The 17,855-nt window shown below is 72.3% G+C and carries 15 protein-coding genes; 5 read left to right on the forward strand and 10 right to left on the reverse strand.

Features of this window, described 5'->3' with window-relative positions:
- Positions 1-48 precede the first annotated feature (48 nt).
- Positions 49-765: a 4'-phosphopantetheinyl transferase family protein gene (locus ACLBYB_RS04820; RefSeq protein WP_447698053.1), complete on the reverse strand. Its 717-nt coding sequence runs from the start codon at positions 763-765 to the stop codon at positions 49-51.
- Between the two features lie 130 nt (positions 766-895).
- Between ACLBYB_RS04820 and ACLBYB_RS04825 the strand changes: the two genes are divergently transcribed.
- The 3 genes from ACLBYB_RS04825 to ACLBYB_RS04835 all read left to right on the forward strand — a co-directional run bounded on the left by ACLBYB_RS04825 (position 896) and on the right by ACLBYB_RS04835 (position 5,627).
- The gene (locus ACLBYB_RS04825; protein WP_447698054.1) at positions 896-2,188 is read left to right on the forward strand and encodes an MFS transporter; all 1,293 of its coding nucleotides are present in this window, start codon (positions 896-898) and stop codon (positions 2,186-2,188) included.
- Between the two features lie 64 nt (positions 2,189-2,252).
- Positions 2,253-4,685 (forward strand): NAD-dependent DNA ligase LigA, encoded by a 2,433-nt coding sequence (gene ligA / locus ACLBYB_RS04830; RefSeq protein ID WP_447698055.1) that lies wholly within the window; start codon positions 2,253-2,255, stop codon positions 4,683-4,685.
- Positions 4,686-4,757: 72 nt separating this feature from the next.
- A complete protein-coding gene (locus tag ACLBYB_RS04835; protein WP_091980495.1) occupies positions 4,758-5,627 on the forward strand; it encodes a 3'-5' exonuclease in 870 nt (289 codons plus the stop codon).
- A 6-nt stretch (positions 5,628-5,633) separates the two neighbouring features.
- On the opposite strand, the gene ACLBYB_RS04840 is transcribed toward ACLBYB_RS04835, so the two are convergent.
- Together ACLBYB_RS04840 and ACLBYB_RS04845 are read right to left on the reverse strand one after the other, a co-directional pair.
- A complete protein-coding gene (locus ACLBYB_RS04840) occupies positions 5,634-6,692 on the reverse strand; it encodes a GntG family PLP-dependent aldolase (protein ID WP_447698056.1) in 1,059 nt (352 codons plus the stop codon).
- 15 nt (positions 6,693-6,707) lie between these two features.
- Positions 6,708-7,592 carry an amino acid ABC transporter substrate-binding protein gene (locus tag ACLBYB_RS04845; protein WP_447698057.1) on the reverse strand — a complete coding sequence of 295 codons (885 nt, stop codon included), beginning with the start codon at positions 7,590-7,592 and terminating at the stop codon, positions 6,708-6,710.
- A 185-nt stretch (positions 7,593-7,777) separates the two neighbouring features.
- Here ACLBYB_RS04845 and ACLBYB_RS04850 point away from each other — a divergent pair, with 185 nt between their 5' ends.
- Complete coding sequence (locus ACLBYB_RS04850; RefSeq protein ID WP_447698058.1) at positions 7,778-8,740, forward strand: LysR substrate-binding domain-containing protein; 963 nt, start codon at positions 7,778-7,780, stop codon at positions 8,738-8,740.
- Here the strand turns inward: ACLBYB_RS04850 and ACLBYB_RS04855 are convergent.
- Complete coding sequence (locus ACLBYB_RS04855) at positions 8,710-10,911, reverse strand: 3-hydroxyacyl-CoA dehydrogenase NAD-binding domain-containing protein (RefSeq protein WP_447698059.1); 2,202 nt, start codon at positions 10,909-10,911, stop codon at positions 8,710-8,712. The two genes, ACLBYB_RS04850 and ACLBYB_RS04855, sit on opposite strands and share 31 nt — an antisense overlap.
- 113 nt (positions 10,912-11,024) lie before the next feature.
- On the opposite strand from ACLBYB_RS04855, the gene ACLBYB_RS04860 reads away from it, so the two are divergent.
- Positions 11,025-11,804 carry an EAL domain-containing protein gene (locus ACLBYB_RS04860; RefSeq protein ID WP_447698060.1) on the forward strand — a complete coding sequence of 260 codons (780 nt, stop codon included), beginning with the start codon at positions 11,025-11,027 and terminating at the stop codon, positions 11,802-11,804.
- A gap of 30 nt (positions 11,805-11,834) precedes the next feature.
- Here the strand turns inward: ACLBYB_RS04860 and ACLBYB_RS04865 are convergent, their stop codons facing one another.
- The 6 genes from ACLBYB_RS04865 to ccmA form a co-directional block, all read right to left on the reverse strand.
- Positions 11,835-12,350: a hypothetical protein gene (locus ACLBYB_RS04865; RefSeq protein ID WP_427507546.1), complete on the reverse strand. Its 516-nt coding sequence runs from the start codon at positions 12,348-12,350 to the stop codon at positions 11,835-11,837.
- A 120-nt stretch (positions 12,351-12,470) separates the two neighbouring features.
- A complete protein-coding gene (locus tag ACLBYB_RS04870; RefSeq protein ID WP_447698061.1) occupies positions 12,471-13,679 on the reverse strand; it encodes an acetyl-CoA C-acetyltransferase in 1,209 nt (402 codons plus the stop codon).
- Between the two features lie 279 nt (positions 13,680-13,958).
- Complete coding sequence (gene dnaA, locus ACLBYB_RS04875; protein ID WP_020091382.1) at positions 13,959-15,455, reverse strand: chromosomal replication initiator protein DnaA; 1,497 nt, start codon at positions 15,453-15,455, stop codon at positions 13,959-13,961.
- Positions 15,456-15,944: 489 nt separating this feature from the next.
- Complete coding sequence (gene rpsT, locus ACLBYB_RS04880; RefSeq protein ID WP_007561677.1) at positions 15,945-16,211, reverse strand: 30S ribosomal protein S20; 267 nt, start codon at positions 16,209-16,211, stop codon at positions 15,945-15,947.
- A 311-nt stretch (positions 16,212-16,522) separates the two neighbouring features.
- The gene (gene ccmB / locus ACLBYB_RS04885; protein WP_012322650.1) at positions 16,523-17,191 is read right to left on the reverse strand and encodes a heme exporter protein CcmB; all 669 of its coding nucleotides are present in this window, start codon (positions 17,189-17,191) and stop codon (positions 16,523-16,525) included.
- A complete protein-coding gene (gene ccmA / locus ACLBYB_RS04890; protein ID WP_447698062.1) occupies positions 17,188-17,826 on the reverse strand; it encodes a heme ABC exporter ATP-binding protein CcmA in 639 nt (212 codons plus the stop codon). Before ccmA ends, ccmB begins: the two co-directional genes overlap by 4 nt.
- Positions 17,827-17,855: the final 29 nt, after the last annotated feature.

Raw genomic sequence — 17,855 nt, forward strand, 5'->3', positions numbered from 1 at the left:
GTGTATAGCCGCGCCTTTCCCGCACCGCAAGCGCGCTGTTGCGCCTTTTCAGCCCAGATGATCGGGCCAGTCGTCCGGGAGACGGTGGCAGGTGATCTCCGCCTCCGCGGAGCGGATCGCCACCGTGGCGACGTGATCGCGCCCGCAATCGACCTCGGCCAGGCTCCACGGACCGTCCAGGTTCCAGGACGCGTCACCGGCGGCCCGGACAAGGCGCGGCGCTTCGGGCGGAACGCTGACGCTGAACCGGTCGAGGGGCAGCGACAGGCCGCTGCCCAAAGCCTTCACCACCGCCTCCTTGCGGGTCCACAGTCCGAAGAAGCGCCGTTCGACCGCGCTTCGCGGGGCCCCGGCCAGGGCCGTCACCTCGTCGGCGGCGAAATGGGCCGCCGCGATCCGCAGCGCGTCCGCGATCGGCCGCACGGCCTCGACATCGACGCCGATCGCCGCGCCCCGAGTGAGCCCGATCAGCGCGCGGCCCCCGGAATGGGAGAGGTTGAAGTCGGCGGCGCCCCGTGCCGGGCCCGCGAGCTCCGGCTTGCCGCCGGCTCCGGCGGCGAACTCGACGTCGGCCGGCGCGAGACCGAGCGCGTCGCCGAGGACCAGCCGCAGCGCGGCGTGGCTGGCGCGGAACCGCGCCCGATCCGCCGGGCGCAGGAATCGGTCAGCCCGCGCGCGCTCCGCGGCGTCGAGGACGGCATCGCACCGGTCGACCTGGCTCGGAGACAGGGCGAGGTCGACGATCCAGACCTGCACCGCGCTCACGCGACACCTCGCGAGGCGGGAGCTGGGGCGCTAGCGTCGGGAGAGCGAAACGGCACGGGCGACGATCCGATGGGGCAGGAATGAGCAGCATCGGATCGCGGCCCGTCTCCTGCAAGAAGCGCCGCGCGCGGTGACGCGGTCCAGCGCGGATCTCCGCGTCGGCCTCCTGGGCAGACCGAGCCTCGGCCGGCGGTCCGTCCGCTACGGCGTCTTCTTCGCCACCTACCTCTACCAGGGCCTCGTCGCGGGTTTCTCGCTGACGGCGCTCGCCAACCACCTCGCGGCCAGGGGCGTCCCGGCGACCGAGGTCGGGCTGCACTTCGCCCTGGCCGGCCTGCCCTGGACGCTGCAGCCGCTGCTGTGGGGGCCCTGGGTGGACCGGGCCGGGGACACGCGGATCGGACGGCGCCGGCCCTTCGCGGTCGCCGCGCTGGTCGGATGCCACGCGACGCTGGCGCTGCTCCTCGTCGCCGGGGGCGACGCCGTCGGCGCGCTCGGCTTGGTCTTCCTCGTCCACAGCCTGTTCGCCTCGCTCCTCGATACCGCCTGCGACCGGATGATCATGGACCACGTCCCCCCCCGGGAACTCGGCCGGGTCAGCGCCTGCACCCGCGCGGGCTTCGTGGCCGGAACGAGCCTCAGCGCCGCTGTCTTCGGATGGACGCTCGCGAATTGGGGCTTCGCCGCGAGCGCCCGCTGGCTGCTCGTCGCCGCGATCGTCGCGAGCCTGCCGATGCTGCTGGTCCGCGAGGCGCCGGCCGATCCGCTCTGGTCGCTCGAGCGCCGGGGACCGGCGCCGCGGCGCCTCCCGTTCCGCCGCTTCCTGCGCCGCACCGTGATCGCCCTGCGCCGCCCGCGCGCCCTGCGGCTGCTCGCCCTGTGCTTCGGCCTCGACGCGGCCCTCGGCCTGTTCGAGCTGCCCTTCTCGATCGACCTCCTCCAGCGTCAGGGCTGGGAGGCCGCGAGCCTGTCGCGTCTCCAGGCGGTCCTGACCCTGGTGAGCGGGACGGCCGGTGCGGTCGCGGTGGGACTCTGGTCGGACCGCGCGGGCGCGGCGTCGCCGCTGCGCGCCCTGCTGCTGGGCAGTGCCGTCACCTTCGTGCTGGCCGGGATCCTGATCGGCGCCGGCCTCGTCGGGGCCGCGGCGCCGGCGATCCTGGCGCTCACCAGCGTGCTGCCCGGCCTGCTGATCGTCGCCCTGATGCCGGCCCTGCTCGCGGCGAGCCGGGGCCGTCCGGGCGCGGCCACGCAGTTCGAGGTCTACATGGCGGCCATGAACCTCGGCTCGGTCGCCGGGACGGCGGTCGCGGGCTGGCTGGCCCCGGTCCTGCCGCTCCAGGCGGTCGCCGCCCTCGTCGCCGCGACGTTCTTCGCGGCCTTCCGGATGGCGGGGCGCGGCGATCTGCTCGGCGCCCGCCGGTGAGGGAATCGGGGATCGCGCGCCGCGGCCGACTCCCCGCCGGCCGCCGATGCGTTAGAACCCCGGCATGGCCGCCACGAAATCCGAACCGCTCGATCTCGACCTCACCGCCGAGGAAGCGCGCGCCGAGTACGCGCGGCTGTCGGACGCGCTCCTGGAGGCCGACCGCCTCTACTACCAGGAGGACGCGCCCGAGATATCGGACGCCGAGTACGACCGGCTGCGCCGCCGTCTGGAGGACATCGAGGCCCGATTCCCCGATCTCGCCGGCACGGGCGCCGCCAGCACGTCGGTCGGCGCCAAGCCCTCGGAGAAGTTCGCCAAGGTGCGGCACGCCGTGCCGATGCTCTCGCTGGGCAACGCCTTCGACGACGCGGAGGTGGCCGAATTCGTCGCGCGCGTGCGCCGCTTCCTCGGCTGGCCGGACGACGCCCCCCTCGCCTTCACGGCCGAGCCGAAGATCGACGGCCTGTCCCTGTCCCTGCGCTACGTGAACGGCCGGCTCGACACCGCCGCCACCCGCGGCGACGGCGAGGTGGGCGAGAACGTCACGGCCAACGCCCGCACGGTGCAGGACATCCCGGCGGTGCTCGCGGGGTCCGGCTGGCCGGAGATCTGCGAGGTGCGCGGGGAGGTCTACCTGTCCCACGCCGACTTCGCCGCCATCAACGCCCGGCAGGAGGCGGCCGGCAAGCCGCTCTTCGCCAACCCGCGCAACGCCGCCGCCGGCAGCCTGCGCCAGCTCGATCCCGCGATCACCGCGTCCCGGCCGCTGCGATTCTTCGCCTATGCCTGGGGCGAGCTGTCGGCGCCGATCGCCGACACGCAGACCGGCGTGCTGGAGCACTTCGCGGCCTGGGGCCTGCCGGTGAACCCGCGGACCCAGACCTTCACCGACACGGAGGCGATGCTCGCCCATTACCGCGGCATCGAGGCCGACCGGGCCGGGCTCGGCTACGACATCGACGGCGTCGTCTACAAGGTCGACGACCTCGCGCTCCAGAAGCGGCTGGGCTTCGTCTCGCGCTCGCCCCGCTGGGCGCTCGCCCACAAATTCGCCGCCCAGGAAGCCACCACGGTCGTCGAGGACATCGTCATCAATGTCGGCCGCACCGGCTCGCTGAACCCGCTCGCCAAGCTCCGTCCCGTGACGGTCGGCGGCGTCGTCGTGTCGAACGCCACCCTGCACAACGAGGGCTACGTGAAGGGCGTCGGCGCCGACGGCGAGCCGATCCGCGACGGCCGCGACATCCGCGTCGGCGACACGGTCACGGTGGTCCGGGCCGGCGACGTCATCCCGAAGGTCATGGATGTCGACGTGACGAAGCGCCCGGCCGACTCGCGGCCCTACGCCTTCCCGGAGACCTGCCCGGCCTGCGGCAGCCGCGCCGTCCGCGCCGTCAACCCCCGCACCGGCCGGCCCGACGCGGTGCGCCGCTGCACCGGCGGGCTGATCTGCCCGGCGCAGGGCGTCGAGCGGATGAAGCATTTCGTGTCGCGCAACGGCTTCGACATCGAGGGCTTCGGCGAGACCTATATCGAGGTCCTGTTCGAGGCCGGGCTCGTGCGCCAGCCCGCCGACCTGTTCCGCCTCGACTTCGCGGAACTGAAGGCCGCCATCGTGGCGCGGCGCGAGGCGCTCTCGGCCGAGCGGCGCGCGGATTCGGGGACGGCCGAGCCGCCGAAGAAGGCCGCCAAGAAGAAGAGCGACGACGAAGACAAGGCGATCCGGAACCTGCTCGCCGCCGTCGAGGCGCGGCGCGCCGTGCCGATGAACCGCCTGCTCTTCGCCCTCGGCATCCCGCAGATCGGCGAGGCGACCGCCAAGGCGCTGGCGAAGCGCTTCGCCGAGATGCCGACGCTGATCGCGGCGATCCGCGAGGCCGCGGCGGCGCAGCCCGGTCCCGACTGGGTCGAGCTCACCGCGGTGCCGCGCGTCGGGGGCACGACCCGGGACCGGCTCCTCGATCTCGGCTTCCCGGAGGACGACGCGGCGCCGGCCAAGGAGCGGGCGCGCCTGAGCGCCGTCCAGCGCGAGAACCTCCTCGCCCATTACGGCGACGTCGACGCGGTACGCGCGGCGATCGCGCGGGCTGCGGCGCAGCGTCCCGGCGACGCCTACCGGGTCTTCGCCGACGACGGCGAGATCGGCCCGGTGGCGACCGACGCGCTACTCCTGTTCTTCTCCGAGCCGCACAATGCCGACGCCGTCGCGGCCCTGCTCGACGCGGTGGCGGTGCAGCCGATGGAGCGGGCCGCCGCGGCCTCAGCGTTCGCGGGAAAGACCGTGGTCTTCACCGGCACCCTGGAGAAGATGACCCGCAACGAGGCCAAGGCGGTAGCCGAGCGCCTGGGCGCGAAGGTCTCGGGCTCGGTCTCGGCCAAGACCGACCTGGTCGTGGCCGGCCCCGGTGCGGGCTCGAAACTGAAGGACGCGCAGAAGCACGGCGTCCGGGTCGTCTCGGAGGACGACTGGCTGGCGATGGTGGCGCAGGGTTGATGCCCGAGTCCGGGCGGCCTAGACCTCTCGGGGAACACCCCGAGAACTTCCACCCGGCATGGTTGAACCGCGATGACGGTCCTGGCCCTCGACTTCGAGACGGCCAACGAGCGGCGTGACAGCGCCTGCGCGGTGGGTCTGGCCTGGATCGCGGAGGGCCGCGTCGTGCGCCGCGCGAGCCACCTGATCCGGCCGCCCGAGATGCGCTTCGCACCGGGCAACATCCGCGTCCACGGAATCCTGCCGGCCGACGTCGCCGACAAGCCCGACTTCGCCGCCGTCATGGCGCCCTATCTCGGCGATCTCGGGCGGGGGCTGATCCTGGCGCACAACGCGAGCTTCGATATCGGCGTCCTGCGCGCCGGGCTGACGCGGGCCGGCCTGCCGGTCCCCGATCTCGCCTATCTCTGCACGGTCCAGGTGGCACGCCGGGTCTTCCCGGCGCCGGAGGGCTGCGGGCTCGGCAAGGTCGCGCGGCGCCTCGGCATCCGCTTCGAGCACCACGACGCCGGCGAGGACGCCTTCGCCTGCGCGGAGATCGCGCTCGCCGCGATGCGCGAGCGGGCGGTCGCGGACGTGCACGCCCTCGCGGCCGCGCTCGGCCTCCCGGTCGCGCGGGCGGTCGGCGGCCCCGCCGTGCCGCGCCGCGTGCCGGGTGCGATCAGCGCCCGGGCCGTGGCAAGCTTCCCCGACGCGCCGGCGGCCCTGCGGTTCGCCATGCGCGGCTCGACCGGCAACCGCTACCACGTCAGCCTGGAGGAACGGCCGGGGGGCCCGGAGCTGCGCTGCACCTGCACGGCCGGCCGCTACGGCATGCGCTGCCGCCACGTGAAGGCGCTGGAGGTCGGCGACATCACCGACCTGCTCTCGGACAATGCCGGCGACGTCGTGCTCCTCGCCCGCATGCTCGGCGCGAAGACCCGGGTCGCGGGCGCGGCCTGATCGGGCTCAGGCCGCGTCGAGGCAGGCGCGGAAGGCCGCGACGGCGCGGTCGATGTCGGCCGCCGCGATGTGCCGGTGCGTGACGAGCCGCAGCCGCCGCGGGCCGAGCGGGCGCGTGCGGATGCCGGCCGCGTCGAGATCGGCGACCCAGCGCGCGCTGTCCCGCCCGGTCCGAGAGAGGTCGACCTGCACGATGTTGGTCTGCGGCAGGTTCGCCGCGAGGCGCGGCAGGGCGTTGAGCCCGGCGCTCAGTTGCCGGGCCCGGTCGTGGTCCTCGGCGAGACGCGCGCCCATGACGGTGATCGCCTCGAGGCCGGCGGCCGCCACGATCCCGACTTGCCGCTGCGTCCCGCCGATCATCTTCCGCAGGCGCCGTGCCGCCGCGATCACCGGTCCGTCGCCGGCGAGCACGGCGCCGACCGGGGCGCTGAGGCCCTTCGAGAGGCACAGAGACACAGTATCGACATGGGCCGCGAGGTCCGCCGGCGCGACCCCGAGATGGGTGGCGGCATTGAACAGGCGGGCCCCGTCGAGATGGACCGTGATGCCGCGCGCGCGGGCGATCTGCGCCACCGCGGCCATGTGGTCCGGCGGCAGCACGGTGCCGCCGGCGGCGTTGTGCGAGGTCTCCAGCGCGATCATGGCCGTCGACAGCGGGCTCGCGCTCGGCCGGAGGGCGTCCTCGAGCCGGTCGAGGTCCATGGCGCCGTCGGTCCCGGCGATCCCGTCCAGGAACGCCCCGGTCAGGGTGGCGGCCCCGCGCTCGGTGTGGAGCATGTGGGCCTGGGCCTCGAGCAGGACCTGCTCGCTGCGCTGAACCTGGGCCAGGATCGCCAGCAGGTTGCCCATCGTGCAGCTCGGCACGAACAGGGCCGCCGCCTTGCCGAGCATCGCGGCGGCGGTCTCCTCCAGCGCGCGGGCGGTCGGGTCGGCGTCGAGCCCGTCGTCGCCCAGCGGCGCCGACCGCATCCGGGCGTACATCGCCTCGGTCGGCCGCGTGACGGTGTCGCTCCGCAGGTCGACCGCGGACGGCGCGTCCGTGGCTTCGCCGTGATCGTCTCGCATGTCGGTCTCGCCGCCCTACCGGTAGGCCGCCTCGTCGCCGGAATCGGTCGGGTTGGCGAGGGCCCGCTTGAGCACGTCGCTCATCGGCAACTCCAAGTTGATACCCTTCGGCGGGATCGGCTGCTCGAAATACTTGCCGTAGAGCCGCGCCACGGTCCCGTCCTGGATCAGCTCGACCACCGCCTTGTCGACCGCAGCCTTGAAGGCCGCGTCGTCCTTCGGCTCCAGGATCCCGTAGGGGGCGAATTCCAGGCCCTTGGTGCCGATCTTGTAATCCGCCGGCCGCTTGGCCCCCGCAACCGTGGCGTGGGCCAGGGCGTCGTCGTTGATGGCGCCCGCCGCGCGGCCGGTCTCCACGAGCAGGAATACCTCGGCGGTGTCCTTGGCCGGCATCACCTGGATGTCGAGCTTGTCACGGACGTTGATCCAGGTGGCGACGCGCTGGGTCTCGCCTCCGGCCTGCGCCGAGATGGCCTTGCCGCGGAACGAGGCGATGTCGTCGACATCCACCGGCGTGTCCTTCTTGGCCACCAGCACCACCTGCGCCACGAAGGTGGTCGGCGCGAACGAGACCAGCTTGTGCCGCTCGGGCAGGTTGCTGGCGGTGCCGCATTCCAGGTCGATCGTCCCGTTGTTGATCAGCGGGATCCGGGTCGCCGACATCACCGGCACGTGGCGCACCTCGAGCCTGGGCAGGCCGAGCGCGGCCTTGAGCTTCTGCGCGACGTGCTCGCATATCTCCAGCGAATAGCCCACCGGCTTGGCGTTCTGGTCGAGGAAGCCGAAGGGCGGCGACGCGTCCGGGAAGCCGAGGCTGATCTGTCCGGTCGCGCGGATCTTGTCGAGGCGCCCTTCGGCGACCGACGGCGCGGCGAGGCCGGCCCAGCACAGAGTGGCCAACAGAAGCGGCAGCGTCCTCGACACGATCCGAACCCCCTCGCTATGTCTGAACCGGCGAAGCGCCCGGCCGCCCCGACGGGGAGTCGGCCCGAAGCTTTGCCGACTGATCCTAGGAGCGGCCGCGCGCGTGCGTCCAATGCCGATTCACCTGCCGAGCATACGGATCTGATATGGCCGAGCGGCGCATGACCTTCCGGCACATCGAGGCCTTCCGGGCCGTGGTGGCCACCGGGTCCATGACCGAGGCGAGCCGCCGGCTCCACACCTCGCAGCCTCAGGTCAGCCGGCTGATCGCGCAGCTGGAGGCGATCACCGGCCTGCCCCTGTTCGACCGCAGTGGGAGCCGGGTCGTCCCCTCCCTCGACGGGACGCGGTTCCACGCGGAGGTCGAGCGCGCCTTCGTGGGCCTCACGAGCCTGGAATCGGCGGCCGCGCGGATCCGGGCCTTCGGTGCGGAGCGGCTGCGGGTGGCGGCGATGCCGCGACTGGCGGGCGGGCTCCTCGCGCGCGCGGTCGTCCGCTTCCGGGCCGCGCATCCGGACGTGATCGTGGCGATCCATTCCGGCGACGACGAGACCGTGAACCACTGGCTCGCCACCGGCTCCTGCGACGCCGCGCTGACGATGCTGTGCGGCGACGCCCCGGAGGCGCGCGCCGAGCATGTCGAGACGCGCGCCTGCGTCGCCGTCCTGCCGCGGGACCACGCCCTCGCCGCGCGGGAATCGCTCGCGCCCGCGGATTTTCAGGGCGTGCCCTTCGTCGCCGCGTCGCTCGGGAGCGCCCTGCGCGGCCGGACCGAGGCCGTCTTCGAGGCGGCCGGGATCGGCCTGACCATCACCGCCGAGGCCGGCCTTGGTGCCTCGATCTGCACCCTCGTCTCGGCCGGGCTCGGGGTCAGCGTGATGAACCCCCTGGCCGCCCACGAGGAGGCGAAGGTCTCGCCGATCGCGATCCGGCCCTTCGCCCCCGCCCTCCCGGTGCATTTCGCGCTGCTCTTCCCCCCGGACCATGCCCGGGGGCGGCTGATGCGGGCCTTCGGCGCCTGCGCGCGGACGGTCCTGCTGGAGGAGCTCGCCCAGCTGCCGGACGCCGCGGGCGGGCGTCCGACCGACGTCGCTCAGGCGGCGCGCTTCTCGGCGCCGGCGTAGAAAGTGCCCCCGCGCTCGGCCATCGCGGCCAGGTTGTCGGGCACGTGGAACCGGGGCCCGTGCTTGGCCTCGAGCGCCCGCGCGAGGTCGACGAAGGCCGCCGCCCCCATGAAGTCGATGTACGACAGGGTCCCGCCGGTGAACGGCGCGAAGCCGAAGCCGAGGATCGAGCCGACATCGGCCTCGCGCGGGTCGGTGACCACGCCCTCGCCGACCGTGCGGGCGGCCTCCAGCGCCTGGACCACGAGGAGCCGCTGCTTCAGCTCGGTGAAGTCGACGGCGTCGGGGTCGAGGCGGTTCGGCTGCAGGTCCTTCAGGCCGGGCCACAGGCGCTTCGGCGCGCCCTCCGGGTAGTCGTAGAAGCCCTTGCGGTTCTTGCGGCCGAGCCGGCCCTGATTCTCGACCATCTCGGCGAGGATCGCCTTCTGCGCCGGGTCGACGGCGCCCTGCCCGACCTGCGCCTCGGTGGCCTTGGCGATCTTGAGCACGAGGTCGAGGGCGACCTCGTCGTTGAGCGACAGCGGCCCGACCGGCATGCCCGCCTGGCGGCCGGCGCTCTCGATCATCGCCGGCGGCACGCCTTCGAAGAGCATCTTGTGGCCTTCGAGGATGTAGGCGCCGACGCAGCGGTTGGCGAAGAAGCCGCGGGCGTCGTTGACGACGATCGGGGTCTTCTTGATCAGCCGCACGTAGTCGAGGGCGGTGGCGAGCGCCGCGTCCCCGGTTGCCTCGCCCTTGATGATCTCGACGAGCATCATCTTCTCCACGGGCGAGAAGAAGTGGATGCCGACGAACTGCGCGGGCCGCTGCGACGCCTTGGCCAAGCCGGTGATCGGCAGGGTCGAGGTGTTGGACGCGAAGATCGCGTCGGGGCGGATCACCGCCTCGACCTTCTGGATCACCTCGGCCTTCACGCGCGGATCCTCGAAGACGGCCTCGATCACGAGGTCGCACTCCGCGAGGGCGCCGTAATCCGCCGTGGCCTGGATCCGGCCGAGGAGCGCCTCCCGGTCGGCGGTCTTGGCCCGGCCCTTGTTGATCTGGCCGGTGATGAGGGTGTGGGCGTAGGCCTTGCCCTTCTCGGCCGCCTCGACCGACTGGTCGACCAGAACCACCTCGATCCCGGCCTGGGCGGTGACGTAGGCGACGCCCGCGCCCATGAAGCCGGCGCCGATCACGCCGACCTTGCGCAGGTTCGTGGCCGGCACGTCCTTCGGACGGCGCGCACCCTTGTTCAGCTCGCCCATGGAGATGAACAGCGTGCGGATCATCGCCGCCGCCTCGGTCGAGCGCAGGATATGCGCGAAGTACCGGCTCTCGACCCGCAGGGCGAGGTCCATCGGCAGCTGCAGGCCCTCGTAGACGGAGGCCAGGATCGCCTTCGCGGCCGGGTAGTTGTCGTGCGTCTCGCGGCGGTAGATGGCGTTGGCCGGCGGCCAGATCATCATGCCGGCGGGCGAGTAGACCTTGCCGGACGGCGCCTTGAACTTCGGCACGTCCCAGGGCGCCACAGCCGAGCCGCCCTCGCGGATCCAGGCCTTGGCGCGCTCCACGATCTCGGCCTGCGGCGCCACCGCGTGGATCAGCCCCATGCCCTTGGCCATGGGCGCGCGGATCTGCTCGCCCTTGAACAGCATCTGCAGGGCGTCGCCGGTCTGCATCAGGCGGGCGACCCGCTGCGTGCCGCCGCCGCCCGGGAACAGGCCGACCTTGATCTCCGGCAGGCCGACCCGGGTCTTCCCGTCGTCGGAGGCGACGCGGTGATGGCACGACAGCGCCAGCTCGAAGGCGCCGCCCAGGCACAGGCCCTGGATCGCCGCCGCGAAGGGCTTGCCGCAGGTCTCCAGCCGCCGGAACAGCAGCGACAGGCGTCGGGAGGCCTCGAAGAAGTGGCGCATCGCCACCTCCTCGCCCTGCTCGGCCTTCAGCTGCTCGTAGGCGCGGCCCAGGCCCTGGAGCATGGTGAGATCGGCGCCGCCGGAGAAATTGTCCTTGCCGGTTGCGATGACGCAGCCCTTGATCGCCGGGTCGGACGCGACCTGCTCGATGATCTGCTCGAGCTGGTCCATCACACCTTCGGTGATCACGTTCATCGAGCGGCCGGGCATGTCCCAGGTCGCCAGAGCGACGCCGTCGGGATCGGTCTCGAAGCGGAAATCGGTCAGCGTCACGGTGCCGTCCTCCCTGGGTTCCGCCGACGATCCGCCGGCGCGCTTGCATTAAGGTTGTGTTGAGCGCGTCCGGCCATTGTCTGCCGGCCGGGGTCACTCACCGAAAGCCGCACATGACGAAGGATTCCGGCTGCCGCGCCTGTCGCGCCGGCACCAAGCTCGACTTCGACTTCACGATGGCGTTCCAGCCGATCCTCGACCTCGCGGACGGCAGCGTCTGGGCCTACGAGGCGCTGGTGCGCGGCCCGAAGGGTGAGCCGGCCTACACGATCCTCGACCGGGTGACCGACGAGACCCGCTACCAGTTCGACCAGGCCGCCCGCGTCAAGGCGATCGAGCTCGCCGGCACGCTGTTTCCCCGCGACAGCGCCACGCGGCTGTCGATCAACTTCATGCCCAACGCGGTCTACGAGCCGAATGCCTGCATCCGCGCCTCGCTCGAGGCGGCGCGGCGCATCGACTTCGCCCACCGGCGGATCATGTTCGAGTTCACCGAGCAGGAGCGCTTCCGGGACATCGAGCACGTCAAGGGCATCGTCGCCGCCTACCGAAAGCAGGGGTTCCTGACGGCGCTCGACGATTTCGGCGCCGGCTTCGCGGGCCTGAGCCTGCTCGCCAATTTCCGCCCCGACCTGATCAAGATCGACATGGACGTGCTGCGCGGCCTCGACAGCGACGCCGGGCGCTACGCCATCGTCTCGGGCGTGGTCGCCATCGCCCGCGCCCTCGGGGTGACGGTTCTGGCCGAGGGCGTGGAGACCGCGGCGGAACTCGACGCCCTGCGGAATATCGGGATCACGCTCGTGCAGGGCTACCACTTCGCCAAGCCCCTCCTGGAGGGGCTGCCCCCGGTCGCGGGCTTCGCCCCCATGGTGGCCGCGCGCGCGGCCTGACGCCGGACCGACGCGCGCGGCGCTCATCGCCTACTTCGGCGCCGGGGTCGGCGCAGCGGCCGGCGGCGCAGGCGGCACCGGCGGGGTGCCGGGCTTCGGTCCGTTGTCGGTCGCCGCGGCCACCGCCAGCATGTTGAGCAGCTTGGTCACGGAGTTCTGCGAGATCGCCGTCACCGACGAGTTCGGATCGGCGTTCATCGTCTGGAACTTGAGGTAGGTCGGGTCCGAGTAGATCTCGTCGAGGTGCTTGAGCTCGGCGAGGCTGAACTTCTCGGCGTAGTCCTTCGAGAGCCCCTGGACCATGAGGGTCCGCTGCTTCTCGAATTCGTCCAGCAGCTCCTTGCGCACGGCCTCGGCGCGGGCCTCCGGCATCGGCGCCACGGTCTTCTCGAGGGCGACGTTGAACCCGGTCTGGAGGTTCTTGATCAGGGTCTTGTTGACGAGGTTGGTTGCCGCGGCGACGCGGTCCGCCGCGTCATCGGCGCGGGCGGCCACCGGCAGGCTCAGGGTGACGCCCAGACAGAGCGTCGCAATCAGGCGGTTCAAGGGCTTGTCTCCCGTTGTTTTATCGTCCGGACCGCGAAAGGGCCGAGCGTCGCCCGCGCCTCTAGCAGCGTTCCCGGACTTTGGGGAGCGGCGCGGCGCCGCTCCCGGCCGCGCGGGGGTTCACACCCGCTCGATGATGGTCGCGGTGCCCATGCCGGCGCCGATGCACAGCGTGACCAGCGCGCGCTCCTTGCCTGTCCGCTCCAGCTCGTCGAGCGCGGTTCCGAGGATCATCGCGCCGGTGGCGCCGAGCGGGTGGCCGAGGGCGATGGCCCCGCCGTTCACGTTGACCGCCTCCGGATCGAGGTCGAAGGCTTGGCAGAAGCGCAGCACCACGGCCGCGAAGGCCTCGTTGACCTCGAACAGGTCGATGTCCGACAGGCTCAGGCCCGACTTCGCCAGGACCTTGCGGGTGACGTCCACCGGCCCGGTGAGCATCAGGGCCGGGTCCGACCCGATATTGGCGAAGGCGCGGATCCGGCCGCGCGGGCGCAGACCCGCGGCCTCGCCGGCGGCCCGGGAGCCGATCAGAACGGCGGCGGCGCCGTCGACGATGCCGGAGGAGTTGCCGGCGTGGTGGACGTGCTCGACGCTCTCCACGTCCGGATGCGCGTCCGTCGCGACGGCGTCGAAGCCGCCCATCTGGCCCATCTGCACGAACGAGGCCTTCAGCGCGGCGAGCGACTGCATGTCGGTGCCGGGACGCATGTGCTCGTCGCGGTCGAGGAGCGTGATGCCGTTCACGTCGCGGACCGAGACCACCGAGCGGTCGAACAGCCCCTCACCCCAGGACTTCGCCGCGAGCTCCTGAGAGCGGACCGCGTAGGCGTCGCAATCGTCCCGCGTGAAGCCGTACTTGGTGGCGATCAGGTCGGCCGAGACGCCCTGCGGCATGAAGTAGGACTTGATGGCGATCGCCGGGTCGACCGGCCAGGCGCCGCCCGAGGCGCCGATGCCGATGCGACTCATCGATTCGACGCCGCCGCCCACCGCCATCTCGTGCTGGCCGCTCATGACCTGCGCGGCCGCGAAGTTCACCGCGTCGAGGCCGGAGGCGCAGAAGCGGTTGATCTGCACGCCCGGGACGTGCGCGCCGTAATCCGCCACGAGGGCGGCGGCGCGGGCGATGTCGCCCCCCGCCTCGCCCACCGGATCGACGCAGCCCAGCACCACGTCGTCGACGAGGCCGGTATCGAGTCCGTTGCGGTCCTTGAGGGCGCGGAGCGCCGTCTCGGCGAGCCGCAGGGCGGTGACTTCGTGGAGGGAGCCGTCCGCCTTGCCGCGCCCGCGCGGCGTGCGAACGTGGTCGTAGATGAAGGCGTCCGTCATCAGCACTCCCCCGGGGCGTCGATCTTCGCCGGTCGGCGACGCGGCCTTACAGGGCCGTCTCGGTTCGCGCCAGTCTGCCACGGCGCGCGCGCCCTCGGCCAGCCCTGATAGCGGGGAGCTGGCGAAGGGCGCGTGACAGCGGGGGTGGTTTGGTCGTGCTCGTGCGGGCTCGGCCAGATCAGCCGGATGCCCGGCCGTCCCCGCACCCGCCCGGATCGAACCTGCTCCGGAAAGAGCAAACTCAGCTCGGACGCGATGCGGGAAATCTCGCGCGTTCGACTAGTCCTGAAGCATCCGCTTCAGCAGCTCGACCTCGTCGCCGAGCACCGAATCTTCGCCGATCTGCTTCTCGATCTTGCGCACGGCGTGCAGCACCGTGGTGTGGTCGCGGCCTCCGAAGCGGCGGCCGATCTCCGGCAGCGAGCGCAGCGTCAGGACCTTCGACAGGTACATGGCGATCTGGCGCGGCTTCACCACCGCGGCGGTGCGCCGTTCCGACAGGATGTCGGACCGCGAGACGTTGTAGCGCGAGGCGACCAGCTTCTGGATGTCCTCGATCTTGATCCGCTTCGGCTCGCGGTTCTTCACGAGGTCGCGGATCGCGCTCTCGGCCGTCTCCATCGTCACGGCGGTGCCGGTGAGCGTGGCGTGGGCCAGCAGGCGGTTGACCGCGCCCTCGAGGTCGCGGCCGTTGGCGGTGATCGCGCGGGCCACGTAGGCCGCCACCTGCGGCGAGACGTCGAAGCCCGGATGCGCGGCCCGCACGGCGGCGAGGCGTGCCGACAGGATCGAGACGCGCAGGGCCTCGTCGAGGGCCGTGATCTCGACCACGAGGCCACCGCCGAGCCGCGAGCGCACCCGCTCGTCCAGGGCCTCGAGTTCGGTCGGGGGCCGGTCGGAGGCGACCACGACCTGACGGCCGGCATCGATGAGCGCGTTGATCGTGTGGCCGAACTCGGCCTGGATCGACTTGCCCTGGATGAACTGGACGTCGTCCAGGATCAGCAGGTCGATGCCCCGCAGCCGCTCCTTGTAGGCGAGCGCCGACTGGGTCTTCAGGGCGTTGACGAAGCCGTACATGAAGCGGTCGGCGGTCAGGTAGATCACCCGGCGGCCGGCCTCGCGGGCGGCGTGGCCGATCCCGTGCAGCAGGTGGGTCTTGCCCAGCCCGACGCCCGCGTGGAGGTAGAGCGGGTTGTAGAGCGCGCCCTCCCCCTGGTGATTGGCGACCCGCTCGGCGGCGGCGTGCGCCAGCGCGTTCGAGCGCCCGATCACGAAGCTCGCGAAGGTCAGCCGCGCGTCGAGCGGCGTGCCGCTCAGGTCACCGCCGGCCTCGGCACCGCGCGCCTCGGGCGTCGGTGCGACCGCGGCGACCGGCATCGGCGCGCTGGTCGCGTGGAGGCGGGCGAGCGGGCCGCTGACCGGGCCTGCCTTCGCGGCTCCGACGGCGACCGGACGGACCGGCGCCCCGGTCCCGCGCACGCCGACCTCGATCCGCGCGATCTCCTCGACCTCGGCCTTGAAGGTGTTGAGGACGCGGTCGAGGTAGTGCGACTCGATCCAGCTCTTCAGGAAGCGGGTCGGGACCGTCAGGCGGGCCGTTCCGCCGGCCACGGCCTCCAGCTCCAGCCGGGCGAACCAGCTGGCGAACACGTCCTCGCCGAGTTCGGCCCGCAGCCGGCGCTTCACCCGGGCCCAGGCAGACCCGTAATCCGTGTTGCCGCCGCCGTTGCGGCCCCCGTCGTCGTCGCTCGCCACCGTTCCGTCGACACGCATCACTGGCTCTCCCGACGCTGCCCACGGAATCCCGCAGGCGGCGCGTACGCACGAATTACGCCCTCAGCGTCCCGCAAGAACGGGCGGGACAGAGTCCTCTGGACGGAGTCAACCCCACCGCGAGGAACTTTTGCCGATTGGGAGAGCCTATCAACAATTACCTACGGTTCCTTTAACAGTGGGACTTGTGGGGACGGCGCCGATTCCCATTCGCAAGTGTTCCCGCGGGAGCTGAACACGGCCGCTAGAGTCTTGGCGAATCAGATCGATTCGCTGGAGTCCCGAAATCGTCGTGTTTTGCTTGTCCGGTGTCAGTTTCTGTTAAGCTACACGCCGTTTCCGGGAACCGCAATCGTGCTGATTCTTGGATAGGGTTAACGCTTTCGACTCATGGCGCCGCCGGCAGCGCGCGGCCCGATCCGGACAGCGCGCACGAAAAAGCCCGGCGCGAAGGCCGGGCTCGAGACCATCTCGGTGGTGCGTGGCGTCTTAGGCGGCGAGCGCCTTCACGCGGGCGGCGAGGCGCGAGACCTTCCGCGAGGCGTTGTTCTTGTGAACGATGCCGTGCTGAGCGGCGCGCATCATCTCGGGCTCGGCGGCGCGGAGGGCGGCCAGCGCGTCCTGCTGGTTACCGGTGGCGATGGCCTCCTCGACCTTGCGGACGAAGGTCCGCATGCGCGAGCGGCGCGAGCGGTTGATCGCCGTGCGCTTGGCGATCTTGCGGGTCATCTTCTTGGCCGAAGCGGTGTTGGCCATGTACGTCCTCGTGTTTCTCGTCGGGCGATGCCGACGGGCCGGCTGTGCCGGAAATCGGTCGTCGCGTCAGGTTGTCTGGCGATGGCCGAGACGCAGCGCGCGCGAAAGCGCGGCCCCTCGGCGAAGCGGCTTCTATAGTCAGGGGGGGGCCGCGCGTCAACGCGCTTGGGGGCGAAACCGGATCGCGGGCCTCGGCCTCAGTCCGGGCGCCGGGACGCATCCGGCAGACCTCACCGAAGACGTCGAATCGCGGGAGGCCGCATCGCCGCGACGATGACGGGCGCCGGCCGGCTCTCGCAGGAGCGCTCCGGCTATTCGGGCCAGCGCAGGGCCGCCGCCGCCGCCAGCGTCCCGACCACGGCGGCGATCAGCGTCAGCGCCGCCAGCACCGCCAGCGGCACGAGGAACGGCACCGTGCCGCCGCTCGCCGCCTGCGCGGCCGAGACGCCGAAGATCAGCGTCGGGATCATCAGCGGCAGGACCAGCACGGCAAGGATCAGGCCGCCCCGGCGAATCGAGGCGGTGAGCGCCGCGCCCACCGCGCCGATGAAGCTCAGGGCCGGGGTACCGGCCAGCAGCGTCAGGGACGTCGCGCCCATGGCGGTGCCGTCGAGGGCCACCAGCAGGCCGAAGAGCGGCGCGGCCAGCGCCAGCGGAAGCCCGGTCGTCAGCCAGTGCGCCGCGACCTTGCCGAGCACGACCAGCTCGAGGGGCACCGGCGCGGCGGTCATCAGGTCGAGGGAGCCGTCCTCCTCGTCGGCCTGGAACAGGCGGTCGAGGCCGATCAGCGTCGCCAGCACGGCGGCGAGCCACAGGATCGCCGGTCCGATCCGCGACAGCAGGTTGAGATCGGGCCCGAGGGCGAAGGGCACCAGCGCGACGATCATCAGGAAGAAGACCAGCGACAGGGCGCCGGAACCGCCGACCCGGCCGGCGAGGCGCAGGTCGCGGGCGATGAGGGCGAGGACCGCGCGAATCACGCCCACTCCTCCAGCGCGTCCGCGACCGGCGCCGCGGCCGCGGTCTCGATGCGCAGCTCCGCCGCGCCGGCGAGGCCGAGGGACTGGTGGGTGGCGGCGATCACGAGGCCACCGCCGGCCCGATGGCCCTCCATCAGCGCGGCGAGCACCGCCTGCGAGGCCGTGTCGAGGGCGGCGGTCGGCTCGTCCAGGAGCCAGAGCGGGCGGGCGCAGACGAGGAGCCGCGCCAGGGCCACGCGCCGCCGCTGGCCCGCCGAGAGATAGGCCACCGGCAGGTCGTGCGCGTGGCCGAGGCCGAGCCGCTCCAGCGCGGCGCGCGGGTCCAGGCGCGGCGCGCCCAGGAGCCGCTGGGCGAACAGGAGGTTCTCGCCCGCCGTGAGCGAACTCTTCAGCCCGTCGCGGTGGCCGACCGCGTGGAGGCACTCGGGCAGGCTCGCCTCGCCGACGTCGGAGACGTTGACCCGCCCGGCATCGGCCCGCAGCCGGCCCGACAGGATGGCGAGGAGGCTCGACTTGCCCGCGCCGTTCCGCCCGGTGATCGCCAGGGCGTCGCCGGGTCCGAGGGCGAAGGACAGGTTGGCGAAGATGCGGCGGCCGGAGCGGCGGCAGGCCAGATTGTCCACGCTGAGCCGCACCCGATACCCCGCCCTCGTCCCGCCACCGC

This window comes from Methylobacterium sp. D54C, from assembly GCF_053345595.1.

What these genes read in the sequence shown, in the direction of transcription:
- ligA (WP_447698055.1), top strand. Translation starts at nt 2,253, where the DNA reads ATGGCCGCCACGAAATCCGAACCGCTCGATCTCGACCTCACCGCCGAG.
- ACLBYB_RS04835 (WP_091980495.1), top strand. Translation starts at nt 4,758, where the DNA reads ATGACGGTCCTGGCCCTCGACTTCGAGACGGCCAACGAGCGGCGTGAC.
- ACLBYB_RS04840 (WP_447698056.1), bottom strand. Translation starts at nt 6,692, where the DNA reads ATGCGAGACGATCACGGCGAAGCCACGGACGCGCCGTCCGCGGTCGAC.
- ACLBYB_RS04850 (WP_447698058.1), top strand. Translation starts at nt 7,778, where the DNA reads ATGACCTTCCGGCACATCGAGGCCTTCCGGGCCGTGGTGGCCACCGGG.
- ACLBYB_RS04860 (WP_447698060.1), top strand. Translation starts at nt 11,025, where the DNA reads ATGACGAAGGATTCCGGCTGCCGCGCCTGTCGCGCCGGCACCAAGCTC.
- ACLBYB_RS04870 (WP_447698061.1), bottom strand. Translation starts at nt 13,679, where the DNA reads ATGACGGACGCCTTCATCTACGACCACGTTCGCACGCCGCGCGGGCGC.
- dnaA (WP_020091382.1), bottom strand. Translation starts at nt 15,455, where the DNA reads ATGCGTGTCGACGGAACGGTGGCGAGCGACGACGACGGGGGCCGCAAC.
- rpsT (WP_007561677.1), bottom strand. Translation starts at nt 16,211, where the DNA reads ATGGCCAACACCGCTTCGGCCAAGAAGATGACCCGCAAGATCGCCAAG.